The organism is Bacillus sp. 5w2 (assembly GCF_054353775.1).
In genome coordinates this window covers 676,154-693,185 of record NZ_JBTIWT010000001.1, presented here as the reverse complement: position 1 = coordinate 693,185, position 17,032 = coordinate 676,154, and the positions used below count along the sequence as shown (strand labels likewise).

At 32.8% G+C, this 17,032-nt stretch carries 16 protein-coding genes and 2 pseudogenes; 12 read left to right on the top strand and 6 right to left on the bottom strand.

The genetic code is table 11. The features are described from left to right. Positions 1 to 184: 184 nt before the first annotated feature. A complete protein-coding gene (locus ACXY7N_RS03555) occupies positions 185 to 613 on the bottom strand; it encodes a hypothetical protein (protein WP_000873462.1) in 429 nt (142 codons plus the stop codon). 699 nt (positions 614 to 1,312) lie between these two features. Here ACXY7N_RS03555 and ACXY7N_RS03550 point away from each other — a divergent pair. Further along, positions 1,313 to 2,050 (top strand): DUF975 family protein, encoded by a 738-nt coding sequence (locus ACXY7N_RS03550; protein WP_016134164.1) that lies wholly within the window; start codon positions 1,313 to 1,315, stop codon positions 2,048 to 2,050. A gap of 213 nt (positions 2,051 to 2,263) precedes the next feature. On the opposite strand, the gene ACXY7N_RS03545 is transcribed toward ACXY7N_RS03550, so the two are convergent. Next, a complete protein-coding gene (locus ACXY7N_RS03545) occupies positions 2,264 to 2,785 on the bottom strand; it encodes a hypothetical protein (protein WP_016136637.1) in 522 nt (173 codons plus the stop codon). Between the two features lie 388 nt (positions 2,786 to 3,173). On the opposite strand from ACXY7N_RS03545, the pseudogene ACXY7N_RS03540 reads away from it, so the two are divergent. The 9 genes and pseudogenes from ACXY7N_RS03540 to ACXY7N_RS03500 form a co-directional block, all read left to right on the top strand. Further along, positions 3,174 to 3,394 (top strand): annotated as a pseudogene (locus ACXY7N_RS03540) (hypothetical protein); the annotation flags it as partial. Positions 3,395 to 3,964: 570 nt separating this feature from the next. Further along, positions 3,965 to 5,140, top strand: coding sequence for a DUF4272 domain-containing protein (locus ACXY7N_RS03535; RefSeq protein WP_098985825.1), 1,176 nt, complete (start codon positions 3,965 to 3,967; stop codon positions 5,138 to 5,140). A gap of 418 nt (positions 5,141 to 5,558) precedes the next feature. Beyond that, complete coding sequence (gene deoR / locus ACXY7N_RS03530; protein ID WP_000356569.1) at positions 5,559 to 6,506, top strand: DNA-binding transcriptional repressor DeoR; 948 nt, start codon at positions 5,559 to 5,561, stop codon at positions 6,504 to 6,506. Between the two features lie 307 nt (positions 6,507 to 6,813). After that, the gene (gene deoC / locus ACXY7N_RS03525) at positions 6,814 to 7,485 is read left to right on the top strand and encodes a deoxyribose-phosphate aldolase (protein ID WP_116329281.1); all 672 of its coding nucleotides are present in this window, start codon (positions 6,814 to 6,816) and stop codon (positions 7,483 to 7,485) included. A 102-nt stretch (positions 7,486 to 7,587) separates the two neighbouring features. Continuing rightward, positions 7,588 to 8,769, top strand: a complete 1,182-nt coding sequence (locus ACXY7N_RS03520) for a NupC/NupG family nucleoside CNT transporter (protein ID WP_000876170.1) — start codon at positions 7,588 to 7,590, stop codon at positions 8,767 to 8,769. A 36-nt stretch (positions 8,770 to 8,805) separates the two neighbouring features. After that, on the top strand, positions 8,806 to 10,107 hold the full coding sequence (locus ACXY7N_RS03515; protein ID WP_001983022.1) for a pyrimidine-nucleoside phosphorylase: 1,302 nt from the start codon (positions 8,806 to 8,808) through the stop codon (positions 10,105 to 10,107). A 33-nt stretch (positions 10,108 to 10,140) separates the two neighbouring features. Continuing rightward, entirely contained in the window at positions 10,141 to 10,536 is a 396-nt protein-coding gene (locus tag ACXY7N_RS03510) for a cytidine deaminase (RefSeq protein ID WP_000358539.1), read from the top strand. A 146-nt stretch (positions 10,537 to 10,682) separates the two neighbouring features. Beyond that, a complete protein-coding gene (locus tag ACXY7N_RS03505; protein WP_488592282.1) occupies positions 10,683 to 11,078 on the top strand; it encodes a DUF2871 domain-containing protein in 396 nt (131 codons plus the stop codon). A gap of 15 nt (positions 11,079 to 11,093) precedes the next feature. Further along, positions 11,094 to 11,573: a CcdC family protein gene (locus ACXY7N_RS03500; protein WP_000561059.1), complete on the top strand. Its 480-nt coding sequence runs from the start codon at positions 11,094 to 11,096 to the stop codon at positions 11,571 to 11,573. A gap of 50 nt (positions 11,574 to 11,623) precedes the next feature. On the opposite strand, the gene ACXY7N_RS03495 is transcribed toward ACXY7N_RS03500, so the two are convergent. Further along, positions 11,624 to 11,854 (bottom strand): DUF896 domain-containing protein, encoded by a 231-nt coding sequence (locus ACXY7N_RS03495; protein WP_000789775.1) that lies wholly within the window; start codon positions 11,852 to 11,854, stop codon positions 11,624 to 11,626. A gap of 146 nt (positions 11,855 to 12,000) precedes the next feature. After that, positions 12,001 to 12,708, bottom strand: coding sequence for an alpha/beta fold hydrolase (locus tag ACXY7N_RS03490; RefSeq protein ID WP_488592281.1), 708 nt, complete (start codon positions 12,706 to 12,708; stop codon positions 12,001 to 12,003). A 143-nt stretch (positions 12,709 to 12,851) separates the two neighbouring features. On the opposite strand from ACXY7N_RS03490, the gene ACXY7N_RS03485 reads away from it, so the two are divergent. Further along, complete coding sequence (locus ACXY7N_RS03485; RefSeq protein ID WP_064460311.1) at positions 12,852 to 13,724, top strand: LysR family transcriptional regulator; 873 nt, start codon at positions 12,852 to 12,854, stop codon at positions 13,722 to 13,724. A 45-nt stretch (positions 13,725 to 13,769) separates the two neighbouring features. Here the strand turns inward: ACXY7N_RS03485 and ACXY7N_RS03480 are convergent. Both ACXY7N_RS03480 and ACXY7N_RS03475 read right to left on the bottom strand, forming a co-directional pair. Beyond that, positions 13,770 to 14,487 (bottom strand): annotated as a pseudogene (locus ACXY7N_RS03480) (urease accessory protein UreH domain-containing protein). A gap of 15 nt (positions 14,488 to 14,502) precedes the next feature. Then, positions 14,503 to 15,486 carry a F510_1955 family glycosylhydrolase gene (locus tag ACXY7N_RS03475; RefSeq protein WP_016134170.1) on the bottom strand — a complete coding sequence of 328 codons (984 nt, stop codon included), beginning with the start codon at positions 15,484 to 15,486 and terminating at the stop codon, positions 14,503 to 14,505. 222 nt (positions 15,487 to 15,708) lie between these two features. Here ACXY7N_RS03475 and ACXY7N_RS03470 point away from each other — a divergent pair, with 222 nt between their 5' ends. Further along, positions 15,709 to 16,992: an aminopeptidase P family protein gene (locus tag ACXY7N_RS03470; protein ID WP_016088354.1), complete on the top strand. Its 1,284-nt coding sequence runs from the start codon at positions 15,709 to 15,711 to the stop codon at positions 16,990 to 16,992. Positions 16,993 to 17,032: the final 40 nt, after the last annotated feature.

Below are 17,032 nucleotides of genomic sequence, written 5' to 3'. Positions count from 1 at the left end.
GGAATAAAGAATCCCCCACTCATTACAGTTTCGCTTTATTCATCATATTAGCAGTGGAGAACAAGTAATCGGAATACCCAAGCCTAGACACCCTGACTTTGAAGAAACTTTCTAAACACCTAATCAGTATTTATCGAAAGTCCTTTCGGATAAGAAACCTGTTGATTTGTTATTAAAATGATTATTAAGCCGTTGTAAACCAATATACGGAAAAATAACTTTCTTCCGTTTCCATAACAAAAAATTCATCATTCCATTCTGGTTCATAAGCATAAGCAATTCGGATTCCTTTAATAGGGAACTCGATAGGTTTAATAAGTGGGGCATATCTGTTTCTCAATTCTGTGAATTCTTCTTGGGATATTGTTTTCAGTTCTTCTTGTTCAGCTCTAAATTTTTGTTCGAATTCCCAAATAGGCATATCTTTAACGTGTTTTCCTTTATACCAAAACCAATGCGTATTTCTTCGTTCAATGAATTGGCATGTTGCTGCAAAATCTTCCAAGGTTTTAATCGTGTCGTAACTGTTTTTTCCTTTGCTATGTTCAAAAACATATATTGTCTCTTCACCACAGCTTGATAATTCATCATCTTCTATTACAAAATATTTCATATGTAACATCTCCTAGCTTCTTGTCTTGTAAATAATTAATCTTTTTCTATACCATATTGAACAAGAATAAAAACTAAAAAACTGTTTATGTAAGAATGGATACATTTTTGTTGGGGTTTTCTATATAAAATTATATATATGTTAGCTAGTTTAGCACATTATTAACGTAAGTGAGGATTATGATGAACTGGATAAAATTATTCACGATTTTAACTCATTGTAAAATATGGAATATCGTAAAAAACTTTTTGCAGACTTAAAGCTAATTTTGCACATAGAAGATTGTGGTATGGTTCACGTACTTATTGAAAAATATGGTAAGAGAAAGATGCATGAAGAAAAACTGAAATGGCTAATTCCGAGTGTTTTTGATCATTTCGAACTTAATTAAAGCTATTATAGAATGATTTCAGTTTGGTAATGGATTTTATGTAGCAAGTATATTCATCACGGTGTTTTTAAATAAATTACATGATTAATAGATTGAAAATAAACATACTAAAATTAGTCAAGTAGTGTTAAAAAACATTAGAAGTACTAAATTTGATACTTACTTAAAAATAACACTTTTGGAACAGTTTCACCATTCATTTAGATATTAACGGAATTATATATAATAAAAATTTTGTTAAAATACGTTATTATTCCTTGTGTAAAAGTAATTCATATAAAAGGAAAAAATTGAAAGGTAGGATCAAAATGATTAGTGGCTTAAAAAAAGCGGCCGTATCTTCATTAAAAGACAAATGGGGATTGGCGGTATTGTCATCGTTTCTTTATCATATTATTTCTAGGGTTTGTATGCTAATTATAGGATTTCCACTGTTGTTTCTTGGTATCTTATTAAGTGAAATAATGAATTCTAGTTTTTCCATTTCAGGAGACGAAAAGTTAAATGCAGCAGGTGCTTTTTCTTATTTACTTGTTTTCGTTGTTCTATTTATTTGTTTAATAGGTGCACAAGGCATTATGAATTATGGGTATCTTAAAGTTACATTGCGTTTAGCGAAAAAAGAATCTACTACAATTGGTGAGTTATTTGAAGGATTTCGAAAAAGTAATGTGTTTAGATCTATAAAGGTGACTACTTTAATGACTGTATACACACTTTTATGGAGTGTATTATTAATTGTACCAGGTATTATAAAATTTATCTCTTATTCTATGGCTTACTATATTTTGTTAGATCATCCAGAATATACGGCGAGTGAAGCAATTAAAAAGAGTCAAGAACTGATGAAAGGACATAAATTAGATTTATTCCTGCTATCGTTAAGTTTTATCGGATGGTTTATTTTAGGGATTATCATCGGATTTTTCACATTTGGTATCCCGTTTCTTTGGATCTATCCATACTACATTACAACAGTATCGCATTTCTACTTGAAAATAGTGAATAGAGATACTGTTATGGAGGAAAAAAAGTTAACTGTTTGATTTTAATTTTGATTCGAAATATTGCATGTATCTTGATTTTATGACAAACACAAAGACTCCATTTTGAAAAAGGGATGATTAAAATGGAGTTCTTTCTTGAAAAGTGGTGTAAAGATTTTATAAAAAAGTTTGATTGTTTTGTTATCTGTTATTTCATTGACGCCCCCATAACTTTAAGTGCGCTTCTTCATAATCATAATAGTTGTAATCATTTTAATCATATATTCCCCATTCAAACAAAAAATAATGGCTATCAGATTGTCCGAATATATAATCATAAACATATCCCTTTTGTACTTGTATTGTTTCAATATGATTCAATCTAATTAAGAGTTCTTTAATAACTTGTTCTGGTACATTCACATCAGCTAAATCCCTTTTAAATCTACTTATAAAATCATTTTTGTTTAATAACTCTAAGCTATTACATACTCTTGAATAGTATGCGTTAATCCAGAAATCTTTTAGTGCGGTTAGCCATTGTTTATCTGAAGGGTCTGGTTCATCAATAATATCCCATTCCTCTCCATCGAACAATTCTTTTTTAAATAGTGCAGAAAATGCCTCTTGAATAGTATCAAATTGATTTTTTCTGGCAAATATTAAGTCTACTTGCTTCACATGTCTATCTTTGAATTCGTATACATCGAATGATAAATTTGATAATCTTACTTTTGCGATCTGTCTGGCAAATAAATTGAGATCATCAAACAATTTTTGAATTTCTTTATTCATCATAATCCTCACCCCTTTTTTAGAGTTCTGGTATCTTAATTATTGATATTTAATTAATCCGTGTTGTTGGTCCACTAAGAAAAAATGAAGTGTAAGTAATTCCTTAATTGAAAGAGACAAAATATCGTAAATTTATTTTAAAAACACAAATACAACTTTTCAGTCTACAACTATTTTTTAACAGTCTAATACTTTATTCTATAGTCTAAAACATTTTTTAAATGAAATAAATATTAGATCCTTTTTTATTTGTAATACGGCAAGGTCTACTTTATTGGAGCGTTTATGGGAGTAAACATCGCTTAAACGCTAAATATTACAGAGTAAATAAGGGGGAATCTGGAGTGAAAACATTTTCTATAAACTTTATACATGTTATCATATTTTCAGCAAGTCAATGAAGCAAAAGTCAGAAGAGTTAAAAGAATTATCTAAACTTTATTTAGAGTTGATGGAAAAATAAGTAGGTTATAGTGTGGACAAAAAGATTTCCCAGTACAATATAATGTAGGTAAAGTGATGATTTATGTAAAAGATGGGGTGGAAATCATACAAGGCGGTTTAGATAAAGGTGAAAAAATGGAAGTTGGTATAGGTAGTGAAAGGTAAGAGACAGCTTCTAAGTTAATAGATGCAGCAAACAAAGAAGCAAAAAAATCTAAGTAACCTAACTGTAGGGAAGTGTGATATATCTACAGACTATCCTATAATTAGTGCAACAAAAAATACAGTTAAAGAGGTAATAGTAAGGGAACTCAATTTAAGTAGCTGTAGAATATAAAAGTTTTATACTAGATTTAAGTATAGAGTTATAAAGTAAATTATCTACAGAAAAATTTTATGAATTCTAAAGTTTAATGCATGATAAAAATCCAGTTCAAAGCTTTTTGATTTCACATATATTCTAAAAAATAACTATTACCAACCTACTAAAACAGAGGTAGCACCACATCGCTATCAAGCTAAGAAAAGCAAATAGCCCCTTTAAGTTGATTGGAATTAGCAATACTCCAAACTGGATAGTATAATTATTTATAATAACAACTAAGACAATCAAACAGATTTTAGTTGAAGAACAAGTCATAATAAAAGGCTGTTTAATATATTTAATAGTTTATGTTCTTTTGTTTTCTAAATTTAATAGCTAAGAAGAAAATAGGAATTAGAGGAGGGGGAACATTGAGATTTTTTACGATATTTGCATCAAGGAATGATACAAGTGATGTAGAAGGTTTCATTACTCAAGTTTTCAAAAATGGGTTCAAGGTTGACCGCAATAAAAATGAATATACCATTCAATCGAAAAGACTATTTGGCAAAAATAAAATTATTATTCGGGTGGATTCTGAAGAATCATCTCCTGATTATTTTTCCAATAATATTCCTGGAATGATGCACATGTACGATCAAATTGAATTTCAAGAAGAACATCTTAAGAGGAAGGTTTTGGCACAGATTTCTGTAATTAATACCATAATCGCTATAGAGACGAAGAAGGATTATAGTGATGAATACGTGGAGCTGTTTCTTAAATTACTTAATCAGGTAAACGGTATTGGTTTTATCCCTGATCGAACTCTCATCGGGAATGATGGAAAAGTAATTGTATTTCCGGATGGATCCTCTGGTCCTTCAGAATTTACTCCTCAAGCATGTACGAACAAAATAATGGGACAGAATAGTACTTCTACCGATGGGGAGAAAAGAAAACAGAAATCGATAAGCTACCTGCAAGATAAAGGGATTCCATATATCGAAGGATTGCCTCAATTGCCTCCTTTGACAAGTATTCAGTTAAGAAATCGAGAAGAGATTACGAAGAGAGCGGTAGCTTTGTTGATTGTCATACAATATGCTTGTGATGTTGCCCAAGAAGGAGATTTGGAAAATTCCAAAGAGTTTGTCATGGGGCTGCTGAACAAATTTGATGTGGTTGAATCATTAACGAGGCAGGAAAGAAATTTCCTAACTTCAGAGCAACCTGACGCGAAAGAAGCGATACAGATTGCATGGCAGTATGAAGCCCAATGGGTTTTACTTTGGTCAATTGGTCTCGTGAATACACTGAAATTTCCAAAAGAAATCTGTGACTGTCATTATGCAATTAAACTTGTTTCTGGTTGTAGTTCTTTTAATGAATTTTATCAACAAACAAGATTGCGAAGTGCAGAAGAGATTTTGGATGAGGCCGACCTCATTTATCGGCTTCATTGGGCTTGTGTACATGATAGAATTAATGAGAAAGAAGCAACTGCAGGTATGCAGGAAAGTATTGTTATTGAAAGACGAAGGGGCTTGTTTTGGTTAATCAATTATAAAAATGAAGATTGGGATTGCATCTCCATGGATACATAATCTATATTCTTTGTTCTTTGTTCTGTAGAGCTTTTGTATTTTAGATAATAAAATTATTGCTTCATCAGTTCAATCTCTTACAGAAAAACGGATGGAAATTCCATAGGTATGAGAAAAAACAGTTTTTAATATCCTAGGCCTCATATACAACTTTTCTATGTTAAATCACTTGATTCGTACATTTTGAACGGATTTGTTATCGTTACTGCAGAAAAAGCATGAATTAAATATTAATCGATGTACATGTTTCAAGCGTATCTATATTGAGTTTGTAAATCTACACAATAAGTTACCTTGTATATAATAAGTGTAGTAGAAGTTCAGTTAGATAAAATTCGGTAGTCGAATTTTTTTGCATAAAGCTGTATAATGCTTGTAACGAAAAGGAAATACAGGAAAGGATATGTAATGAGTTACTATGGATAAAGATAAACAACAATTAAGCGTTGAAGTTGCAAGGTTATATTATCAATCAGATTATAGTCAGCAAGAAATTGCTAATAAATTAAATATTTCAAGACCGACTATCTCTAGATTATTAAAGTACGCGAAAGAAAAAGGATTTGTTCAAATTAGCATAGCCGATCCATTTGCTGATTTAGATAACGTTGGAAATTTACTGAAAGAAAAGTACAACTTGTTAGAGGCGCATGTCGTTTTTTCACCAGTGCCAGAATATGCAACGATTACAGAGTATATTAGTAAATATGCAGCTGAGTATATGGAAAAGACGGTTAAAAACGGTGATATCGTTGGTGTAAGTTGGGGAATGACGATGTATGAAATCGCTAGAAAAATCGTACCGCAACATGTAAAAGGTGTAGAAGTTGTTCAGTTAAAAGGTGGTATTAGTCATTCGAGTGTAAATACATATGCGAATGAAACGATTGCTTTATTTGCAGATGCTTTTCAAACGACGCCAAGAAATCTACCCCTTCCAGTTATATTTGATAATGCAGTGACAAAAGAATTAGTAGAGCAGGATCGACATATCCATCACATTATCGAAATGGGGAAACAAGCGAATATTGCAATTTTCACTGTAGGAACAGTGCGAGACGAAGCACTATTATTCCGATTAGGTTATTTTGATAAGGATGAAACGAGTTTACTCAAAAAACAATCGGTCGGTGACATTTGTTCAAGATTCTTTGATGGGAACGGAAATATTAGTAGTGAAGAAATTAATAAGCGGACTATTGGAATTGAGTTAGAAGAACTGAAATTAAAGAAACGCTCTATTTTAGTTGCCGGTGGTAATAGAAAAATAAAATCAATTGATGGTGCGTTACGTGGCGGGTATGCAAATGTATTAATTATTGATCAGCATACGGCGAAGGAATTGTTACATTATCAAAAAGATTAAAAATAAAAGGCTTTCTCAAGATGTTAATTTTGAGAAAGCCTTTTATTTTACTATGTATGAATTATGGGAGTGTTTTTTGAATACAAATTGCCTTTTTAAAAATAATTATGGATATTGAGATACATACTACCATTGTTAATATAAAAGTTTTGATTTTAAATATGAATTGTTTCTTAGTTAGAATGCGCTTTATTTACTACAAGAAAATTCCTTTTTGAAAAGAATGAACAAAATTTCAAAAGTGTATTTACATTTGTTCAACTAAGGGTTAGAATGAAGTTGTTAAAAGATATGAGGAGTGAAGATAATGAATATTGCAAAGTTAATTGACCATACAATTTTAAAAGCTAATTCTACAAAAGAAGATGTTATGAAAGTAATCGAAGAAGCAAAGGAATATAAATTCGCTTCAGTTTGTATTAATCCTACATGGGTAAAGCTAGCTGCTGACGAATTAGCTGGACATGATGTAGATGTTTGTACTGTAATCGGTTTCCCATTAGGAGCAAGCACTACTGAAACAAAAGCATTTGAAACAAAAGATGCTATCGCAAAAGGTGCAACTGAAGTTGACATGGTAATCAACGTAGGCGCTTTAAAAGACGGTGACAATGAGTTCGTTGAAAAAGATATTTATGAAGTAGTACAAGCAGCAAAAGGAAAAGCTCTTGTAAAAGTAATCATTGAAACTTGCCTATTAACAGATGAAGAGAAAGTACTCGCTTGTGAATTATCAGTAAAAGCTGGTGCTGATTTCGTAAAAACTTCAACTGGATTCTCAACTGGCGGAGCAACTGCTGAAGATATCGCATTAATGCGCAAAACAGTTGGACCAAACGTTGGTGTAAAAGCATCTGGTGGCGTTCGTACACGTGAAGATGCAGACAAAATGGTAGCTGCTGGAGCTTCTCGCGTTGGAGCAAGTGCTAGTGTTGCAATCGTATTAAATGATGCAAAAGGTGCTACAGATAACTACTAATCATTAATAAAGTTAAGAGCAATAGATACACAAAGTAAAGTGTATCTATTGCTTTAACAATTGAAAAGAATGTAAGCGGATACGAATGGGAGGAAACGGCTTATGAAATACTTAATCGGTATTTTTGGCCTCGTATTGATTTTAGGTATCGCTTGGCTTGCTAGTAATGATAGAAAGAAAGTCAAATATCGCCCAATCATAACGATGGTTATATTACAATTCATTTTGGGGTTTTTATTATTAAATACAAGTGTAGGGAATATATTAATTAGCGGAATAGCAGATGGTTTTGGAGAGCTATTAAAATATGCCGCTGACGGTGTGAATTTCGTATTTGGTGGATTAGTAAATCAAAAAGAGTTTTCATTCTTTTTAAGTGTATTAATGCCAATAGTATTTATATCAGCATTAATCGGTATTTTGCAACACATTAAAGTATTACCTATTATTGTGAAATCTATCGGTCTAGCATTAAGTAAAGTAAATGGAATGGGGAAACTAGAATCATATAACGCTGTTGCTTCTGCGATTTTAGGACAATCTGAAGTGTTTATTTCAGTTAAGAAACAACTAGGATTATTGCCAGAGAAAAGAATGTATACATTATGTGCATCTGCAATGTCTACCGTTTCAATGTCTATCGTTGGATCGTATATGGTGTTATTAAAACCACAATATGTTGTAACCGCTTTAGTGCTTAACTTATTCGGTGGTTTTATTATCGCTTCTATCATTAACCCTTATGAAGTTACTGAAGAAGAAGATATGTTAGAAGTACAAGAAGAAGAGAAAAAGACTTTCTTTGAAGTATTAGGGGAATACATTATAGACGGATTTAAAGTTGCGATTACAGTAGCAGCTATGTTAGTCGGTTTCGTTGCTCTTATCGCATTCATTAATGCAGTATTTAAAGGTGTAATCGGTATTTCATTCCAAGAAATTCTTGGTTATGTATTTGCACCATTTGCATTTATTATGGGTGTACCTTGGCATGAAGCAGTTAATGCTGGAAATATTATGGCAACAAAATTAGTATCAAATGAATTTGTCGCTATGACAGATTTAGCACAAGGAAACTTTAATTTCTCAGATAGAACGACAGCGATTATATCTGTATTCTTAGTTTCATTTGCAAACTTCTCTTCAATTGGAATTATTGCAGGGGCAGTTAAGAGCTTAAATGAAAAACAAGGGAATGTAGTCGCAAGATTTGGTTTGAAATTACTTTTCGGTGCAACATTAGTAAGTTTCTTATCAGCAACAATCGTAGGCTTATTATTTTAATAGATTCATATCATATAAAAAGGAATGGTGATTGTAATGAGAATGGTAGATATTATTGCGAAAAAACGTGACGGCAAAGAATTAACGACTGAAGAAATCAAATTCTTTATTAATGGATATACAGACGGAAGTATTCCTGATTATCAAGTGAGTGCACTTGCAATGGCAATCTTCTTTAAAGATATGACAGATCGCGAACGTGCAGATTTAACGATGGCGATGGTGGAGTCTGGAGAAACGATCGACTTATCAGCAATTGAAGGAATTAAAGTAGACAAACATTCAACTGGTGGTGTTGGTGATACAACAACATTAGTATTAGGACCATTAGTGGCTGCTTTAGATGTACCAGTAGCAAAAATGTCTGGTCGTGGTTTAGGACATACGGGTGGAACAATTGATAAATTAGAAGCGGTAGAAGGATTCCACGTTGAAATTACGAAAGAGCAGTTTATTGATATTGTAAACCGTGACAAAGTAGCTGTTATTGGACAAACAGGAAACTTAACACCTGCAGATAAAAAGATTTATGCATTACGCGATGTAACAGGGACAGTAAACTCAATTCCTTTAATCGCAAGTTCAATTATGAGTAAAAAAATTGCAGCTGGTGCTGACGCAATCGTACTTGATGTAAAAACAGGTGCTGGCGCATTTATGAAAACAGAAGAAGATGCAAAAGAATTAGCACATGCAATGGTACGTATCGGAAATAATGTAGGACGTCAAACAATGGCTGTTATTTCAGACATGTCACAACCTCTTGGATTTGCGATTGGTAACGCTCTAGAAGTGAAAGAAGCGATTGATACGTTAAAAGGCGAAGGTCCAGAAGATTTAACAGAATTAGTACTCGTATTAGGAAGTCAAATGGTCGTACTTGCGAAAAAAGCAAATACGTTAGAAGAAGCTCGTGAAATGCTAATTGAAGTTATGAAAAACGGAAAAGCAACTGAGAAGTTTAAAGAGTTCTTAAGCAATCAAGGCGGAGATAGCTCAATTGTAGACAATCCAGAAAAAATGCCACAGGCGAAGTATGTAATTGATGTACCTGCTAAAACTTCAGGTGTTATTTCTAACATTGTTGCAGATGAAATTGGTATCGCAGCTATGCTTCTTGGTGCTGGTCGTGCAACGAAAGAAGATGAAATCGATTTAGCGGTAGGATTAATGTTACGTAAAAAAGTGGGCGATGCAGTAAAAGAAGGCGAGCCGTTCGTAACGATTTATGCAAATCGCGAAAATGTAGAAGATGTAAAAGCTAAAATTTATGAAAACATTTCTATCGCTGAAACAGCAGTGGCTCCTAAATTAGTTCATACAGTTATTACTGACTAATCATAATTACACTTACTTTAAGGAGGAAATAATATGGATAAGAAAAAATATATCGAAGAAGCAAATAAGATGTTATCAAAAGCATATATTCCGTATTCGAAATTTCCTGTTGGTGCAGCGTTAGTTACGAAAGAAGGTAAAATCTATACTGGTTGTAATATAGAAAATGCTTCTTATGGTTTATGTAACTGTGCAGAAAGAACAGCAATCTTTAAAGCAGTATCAGAAGGTGAGCGCGATTTTAGTTACTTAGTTATTACAGGCGAAACAGACGGACCGATTTCACCATGTGGTGCTTGTAGACAAGTGATTGCTGAATTCTGTGAACCGAAAATGCCAGTTTTACTAACGAATGTAAAAGGCGATGAAAAAGAAGTGACTGTAGAGCAGTTACTGCCTGGTGCCTTTTCAATTGAAGACTTAAAATAAATTAAAAGGTCATTCCACAATTAATAGTTGTGGAATGGCTTTTTTATTTTCAAAAGTTGAATGTAATATTTTGTTCATATTCCGTTCATAAACTTTGCGTAAAATGATTGCAGCGAATATAGAAAGTTTACAGCAGGAGGAATAGAATGAAGAAATTATATAATGCAGCATTCATTTACTTAATTATCGGTTTATTATCAGGAGTATTTGCAAGAGAGTATTCGAAAGCACAAGGGATTAAAGGATCCACAATGTTGCAATTAGTGCATACACACGTATTGGTGCTCGGCTTCGTCTTCTTTTTAATCGCTTTGGCTCTATTTAAAGTATTTCATGTCCATGAAACAAAGAGTTTTCATGCATGGTTTGTTGTTTATAATATAGGATTAATGTTTACTATTGCTACAATGTTATGGAGAGGTCTTCTACAAGTAAACGGAACTGACTTTAACGGTCTAAGCCATATGGCTGGATTAGGTCATGTCATTATAAGTATCGGGCTCGTTTGGTTTATGATTTTACTTAAAAAGTCTTTTAAATAGATAGGAGTGGATAGTATGATAGCACTTTTATCAAGTATTGTAGCAGTTTGTATGGCTGTTGGTGTCATGTTTCTTCGCTTTAAAGCAGCGAAAAAACCGGTAACGAAAAAGAAAATTATATTACCACCAATCTTTATGAGTACTGGCGCAATGATGTACTTCTTACCGGAGTTTCGATTAACATCGTTAGAAATAGTAGAGGCGATTAGCATAGGACTTATTTTCTCTATATTGCTTATTAAAACAACTAAGTTTGAAATAAGAAGTGAACATATATATATGAAACCGTCAAAAGCATTCATATTTATTTTAGTCGGGTTATTGGCTGTACGAGTAGCGTTAAAATCATATTTAAGTCAATCAATTGATTTAGCAGAGTTAAGTGGAATGTTTTTCTTACTCGCATTTGCGATGATTGTGTCGTGGCGAATTGCGATGTATCGCTCATTTACGAAATTGGAAAAGATAATAAAAAGAGCTGGAATTTCTAAATAGGAATTCCGGCTCTTTTTATGTTTTATACGATTGTTTTTTTAGCTTTGATTTCATTTGCTTAATTTTAAACGTATTTGAGCATCTTGTAATGCGGCTGGTGTAACGTTAAGACCATGTTGATCAACAATTTTTGTGTTTAATAAAATGGAATCTAAACTTCCACGAAATGTTTTTGTATAGTTTTGACGCAACATTTGTTGTTCTTGTTTTTCATCAACTGTTAATCCAGATGCTTTTTCTTTTTTTGATAATTCGTTAATACGGAATAAAATGTTTTTCATTTTGTTCACCTCTTACTTTAAATTAAATTAGTTACTTACTAATTTATAGTTATTTTAACTTTTTTATATGAATATGTCAAGAAGGGTAAAAGAAAAGTAGACACCCGTATTACAGTAAGTAGGTGTCTACAAGGAAAATATAAACCTTAGCTTAATCCATGTAAGTGACTAACAAGTTCTGATGTTTTAGAGAAGAATGGAGAATGATCAGCTTCCAAAGTAATTATTTTCGTGCAAGGAGTTTCTGTATTCATTCGGCGCTGAAAATCAATGGGAATCGCTCTATCTAGAGTCGTTTCGATATAAATACGATCTATAGTTTCGAAGTTCTCTGCAGATATTTTTATCTCTTGCTGGAATGGACCTAGTGGTTGAGGACGCATTTGTTTGAAAGAAGATTCTTTAATAGCTGCATTTTCTGTAGCATTTAAAAATGTTTGTTCAGTCAACTCTGGTATAAGTTCTGCAGTCATGTCATTCTCATTAATTGAGAATTGTGGACCAGCTTCACCATCTAATTTACTACCAAGACTTTCTCCGTTTTGTGGTAAGAATGCACAAAGATATACTAATTTATCGATTTTATTTGGTATAAGTTCAGCTGTTTGCGTGATTACAATTCCACCCATACTATGTCCAACAAGAATAACTTTTTCATTTTGTTGATCTATAGTAGCTGTTACTGCATCAACATAGGAATCTAACGTTACATTTTGGGAGGGAGTCATATCTTTTCCGCTTCCAGGTAAATCTAGTGTAACAACTGTGTGACCTAAAGCCTCAAGCTGAGGTTTTACTAATTCCCATGCCCATTCACCTTGCCAGGCTCCATGTATTAAAATGTAAGTACTCATTTAATCAACACTCCTCTAATGTTTATATGCCTTATTTTTTCGTAATATTGATGGTGTATACTTAGTGTATAGGAAGTGGTTTGATAAATACAATGAAGGTTATTTATAGATGATATAAATATCTTTTATATAAGGAGAACAGAATGAACGTTTTTGATTTTAAAGTTTTTAAAAATGTGGCTCGGTTGAACAGCATTAGTTTAGCAGCGAAAGAATTACATATGACACAGCCGGCTATAACTCATATCATAAACAAATTAGAGAAACGATATGCTTTAACTTTATTTGATCGCTCTAGACAAGGAACGATGTTAACTGAAAATGGAAAGGAATTTTTAGTTTGTGTAGATCGACTTCTAATGGAGTATGAAAACCTTGAAGAAACAGCTTTACAATTAAAAAATAGAAGCTTGTATAAGATTGTACTAGCTACGTATCCTTCCGTTACTGTATATTGTTTGGCGGAGTGTATCCAGCTAGGTAATATTGATCAAAGTCAGTACGTGCTTGCAGTTCGAGAAGGAAGCTATCAAGAAGTATTAGATTGGCTGTCTTCTGGAAGTGCTGATTTTTCTATTTCTATAAAAGAAAATTTAATACCAGGATTTCATTATGAAGTTATTGGTGAAGATCCTTATGTTATGGTTTCTTCAAAGACAATTCCACCTAACCTTACTATTAAAGAGTTGAAAAATTATCCTTTCATTATGCCGCTTTCTGGTTGTAAAGAAGTACTTGAACCATATTTGATGAAAAATGAAATAACAGTTAATAAAGTGATGGAGTCAGAGTCAATTAGCTCGGCATTAGCACTTACTGTACAAGTTAACGGTATAACAATCGTTCCGTTATCAGGGCTGCATAAACAAATCATTCATGACTTTATCGTGCAACCGATAGAAATAAAAATTCCACGACAACTTATTATGCAATGGTCACCTAAAAAAGAGAATGATCCGCTGTTCTTAGCGTTTGTTAAGAATTTACTAAATCAACTACAACAAAAGAAAAAATGATACAAAAGGTAAGCTCATTTCACTGAAGCTTACCTTTTGTATGTATTACCAATAAAGAGTAGTATCATAAAGTCCGATTAATATCAGAAGAACACCGGCTATAAGCTGAATAATTCCCCCTATTTTTCGGCTCTTTTTCAGTAATGCTCCGTTTAATCCCAGGTAGAAGATGATGAACATAAGGACAACGATTGGTAGAGCAGTTCCTATTGAAAAGAATGTCGGAAACAAGTACCCATAATTAGATGATAAAGATAAAGGGATTAATGTTCCGAAAAATAGAACGAACATAGTCGGACAGAAAGCTAACGAAAAGAAAAATCCAAGTAAAAATGAGTTGACTTCACTTTGTTTTCTTATAAATTTGATCGAGAAGAAATTTCTGCTCTTTATAATACCTGCCAACATTAGCCCCATTAAAATTAATAAAAGGTCCGATCATTTTCCTTAACCACGGGAAATACAAAGTTAATATTTGCTGAATCTCTTTTCCTAAGACCCATACTAATAGTCCAAGCGTTGTAAAAGCTATTATTTTTCCTGAAATGAATAACAATATATGTTTCCATGCATGTCCCTTTTGTAAAGATTGATTGCCATAAAGTGTAATAGCACTAATGTTTCCTGTTAATTGGCAAGGAGCAAGGGTACCTACTACGCCTAATAAAAACGCAAATAAAAGAGGTACTGATTTCGTAGCATTCGCGACATCCATTAAAGGAGACATGAGTTGATAGCTCCATTCACTAATTGTTGAAAACACGTTATATTCACCTTTCTAATTAAATTGGAATGCTCCCTCTTTAGTAATCTGCTTCCACGTTTTACCCTCATCTGTAGAAAGGAACACATTTGCTTTCAGTGTAGCAAATACTATTTCAGCTGAATTTTGAGGGTTTTGTGATATGTACATAATTGCATCTTTAGCATCTAAAGATGGAGTTTGTATATTTGTCTCTTCATTTGTAGCAATTGATTTCTTCGTTATGATTTGTTTATTGATAGGGGCGTAAATAACATCTTCATTACTTAATGTAACTGCTGTCGATTCAAGTGATGTAGATAATAGTTCAAATGTATTTCCGTAATCTGTAGATAAGTAAACACCGTCTTTAGCACTTACCGCGACTACACTAGCTTGATCCGGATGTACGGAAAAGGAATGAATCGTACTCGAAAGACCTTTTAACTTACTATTTTTCCAATCTTGTCCGTTGTTTGTACTGAAATAAAAACCTTGTTGTAATTTAGAATTTGGACGCTCATTGTATAAATAAATTGCTTCCGTATTGTATCCGACAGCAAGGTTATGAAAATCAGATTCTCCATAAAATGCTAGCTTTTCAAGGGTATTACCGCCATCAGAGCTTTTCATTAACCCTAAAGGATTTTTTAAATTTGCACCTGGTTCAGGATGTCCGCTGGCAAAAAATCCATTTTTCGTTGCCTGAAAGCCCATATAATCGTGTAGCTGTGTAGTAGTCTCAAACCATTTTCCATTTTGATAAGCTTTTATACCACTATGAGTTGCGATAGAAATACCCGGCATATTTCCTGCATAGCCAATTCCGTGAATGTGCGCGATTTTTCCGGATGTAATTTCTTTATAGAAGTTGGATGGTACTGCAGTTGCAGTTTCTTTATTTTTCGGTTGAGATTGAACCGTTTCTTTTTTCACTGGTGCTGTTTCGGCGTTGCTAGAACATCCTGAAATTATGAATAAAGAAGTAATTGCTAATCCTTTTGCCACATAATGCTTCAAATTTGTAGGCTCCTTTCCTATATATGAGATTTTAAGTATATGGAATAAATGTCAAGAAATTGTGGAGTGTTATGCATAATTAAGCTTGAAAGGGGCCCTAATAATGAAAATTTTCCTTTCTCTATGAGTACTATTAATTGACGAAAAATTATAACAATAATAGAATGAATTGTATTGGATAATTAGATTTACAAGCATACATAGAACGCTAGGGGGATTATTATGAAATCAACATTTTTTGCTCAAAATAGAGAACGATTAGTAAACACATTACCAGATGAATCTATTACTATTTTATTTGCTGGACAAGCACCTCACATGTCAGCGGATGCACATTATAAATTTGTGCCAAATCGAAATTTTTACTATGTAACAGGAATCGATGAACCGAATGTTATTTTCATGTTGAAGAAGTTTGGAAATAGTGTTGAAGAAACACTTTTCATTGAAAAGTCAGATCCAGTAATGGAAAAATGGGTCGGTAAAACAGTTTCTAACGAGGAAGCAGAGAAAATTTCAGGTATAAAGAAAGTTGTATATTTAGATAGCTTTGAAAAGACAATGTCAAATATACTTTTTACAGAAAATGTGAAGCATCTATATTTAGATTTAGAGCGTCGTGAGTGGAATGGGATGGAGACAAAAACGCTAGCGTTTGCTAAACATGTAAGAGAACAGTATCCACACGTTTTAATTGGTAATGTATATCCGAATATTTGTGAATTACGAGTGTTTAAAACAGAAGAAGAAATTGAAATCATTAAAGAGGCAATTGCTGTAACGAAAGAGGGTATTTACAACGTACTTAAGCATGCAAAAGCAGACATGATGGAGTATGAATTAGAGGCTCAGTTTGATTTCACACTGAAATCATCTGGCATTAAGCATCATGCGTTCAATACAATTTTGGCAAGTGGGAAAAATGCTACAGTTCTTCATTATGAAGATAATGATGCACAAATTCAAAATGGTGATTTAGTATTACTAGATTTAGGCGCTCAAAAAGACTACTATAACGCTGATATTAGTTATACATTCCCGGCAAATGGAACATTCTCTAGTCGCCAAAAACAAATGTATAATATTGTATTAAAAGCATTGAAAGAAACAACGAAACTCATTAAGCCAGGAGTAAAATTTGCTGCATTAAATGAGCATACAAAAAAGGTACTAGCAGAAGAGTGTAAAGAAATTGGTTTAATTCAAGAAGACGAGGAACTATCTAAATACTATTATCATGGTGTTAGCCATTTCCTTGGTTTAGATACGCATGATGTAGGAACATATAAAGAGAGAGTATTAGAAGAAGGCATGGTTATTACAATTGAACCTGGTCTTTATATTGAAGAAGAATCAATCGGCATTCGTATTGAAGATGATATTCTTGTAACGAAAGACGGACATGAAAACTTGTCAAAAGATATCATTAGAGAAGTTGAAGAGATTGAAGCGTTTATGAGTAAACATAATGTAAATGTAAAAGAAGATGAAGTTGTTACGAAATAATCATTAGTAGAGGCGCTCAATTTTGGGCGTCTTTTTATTT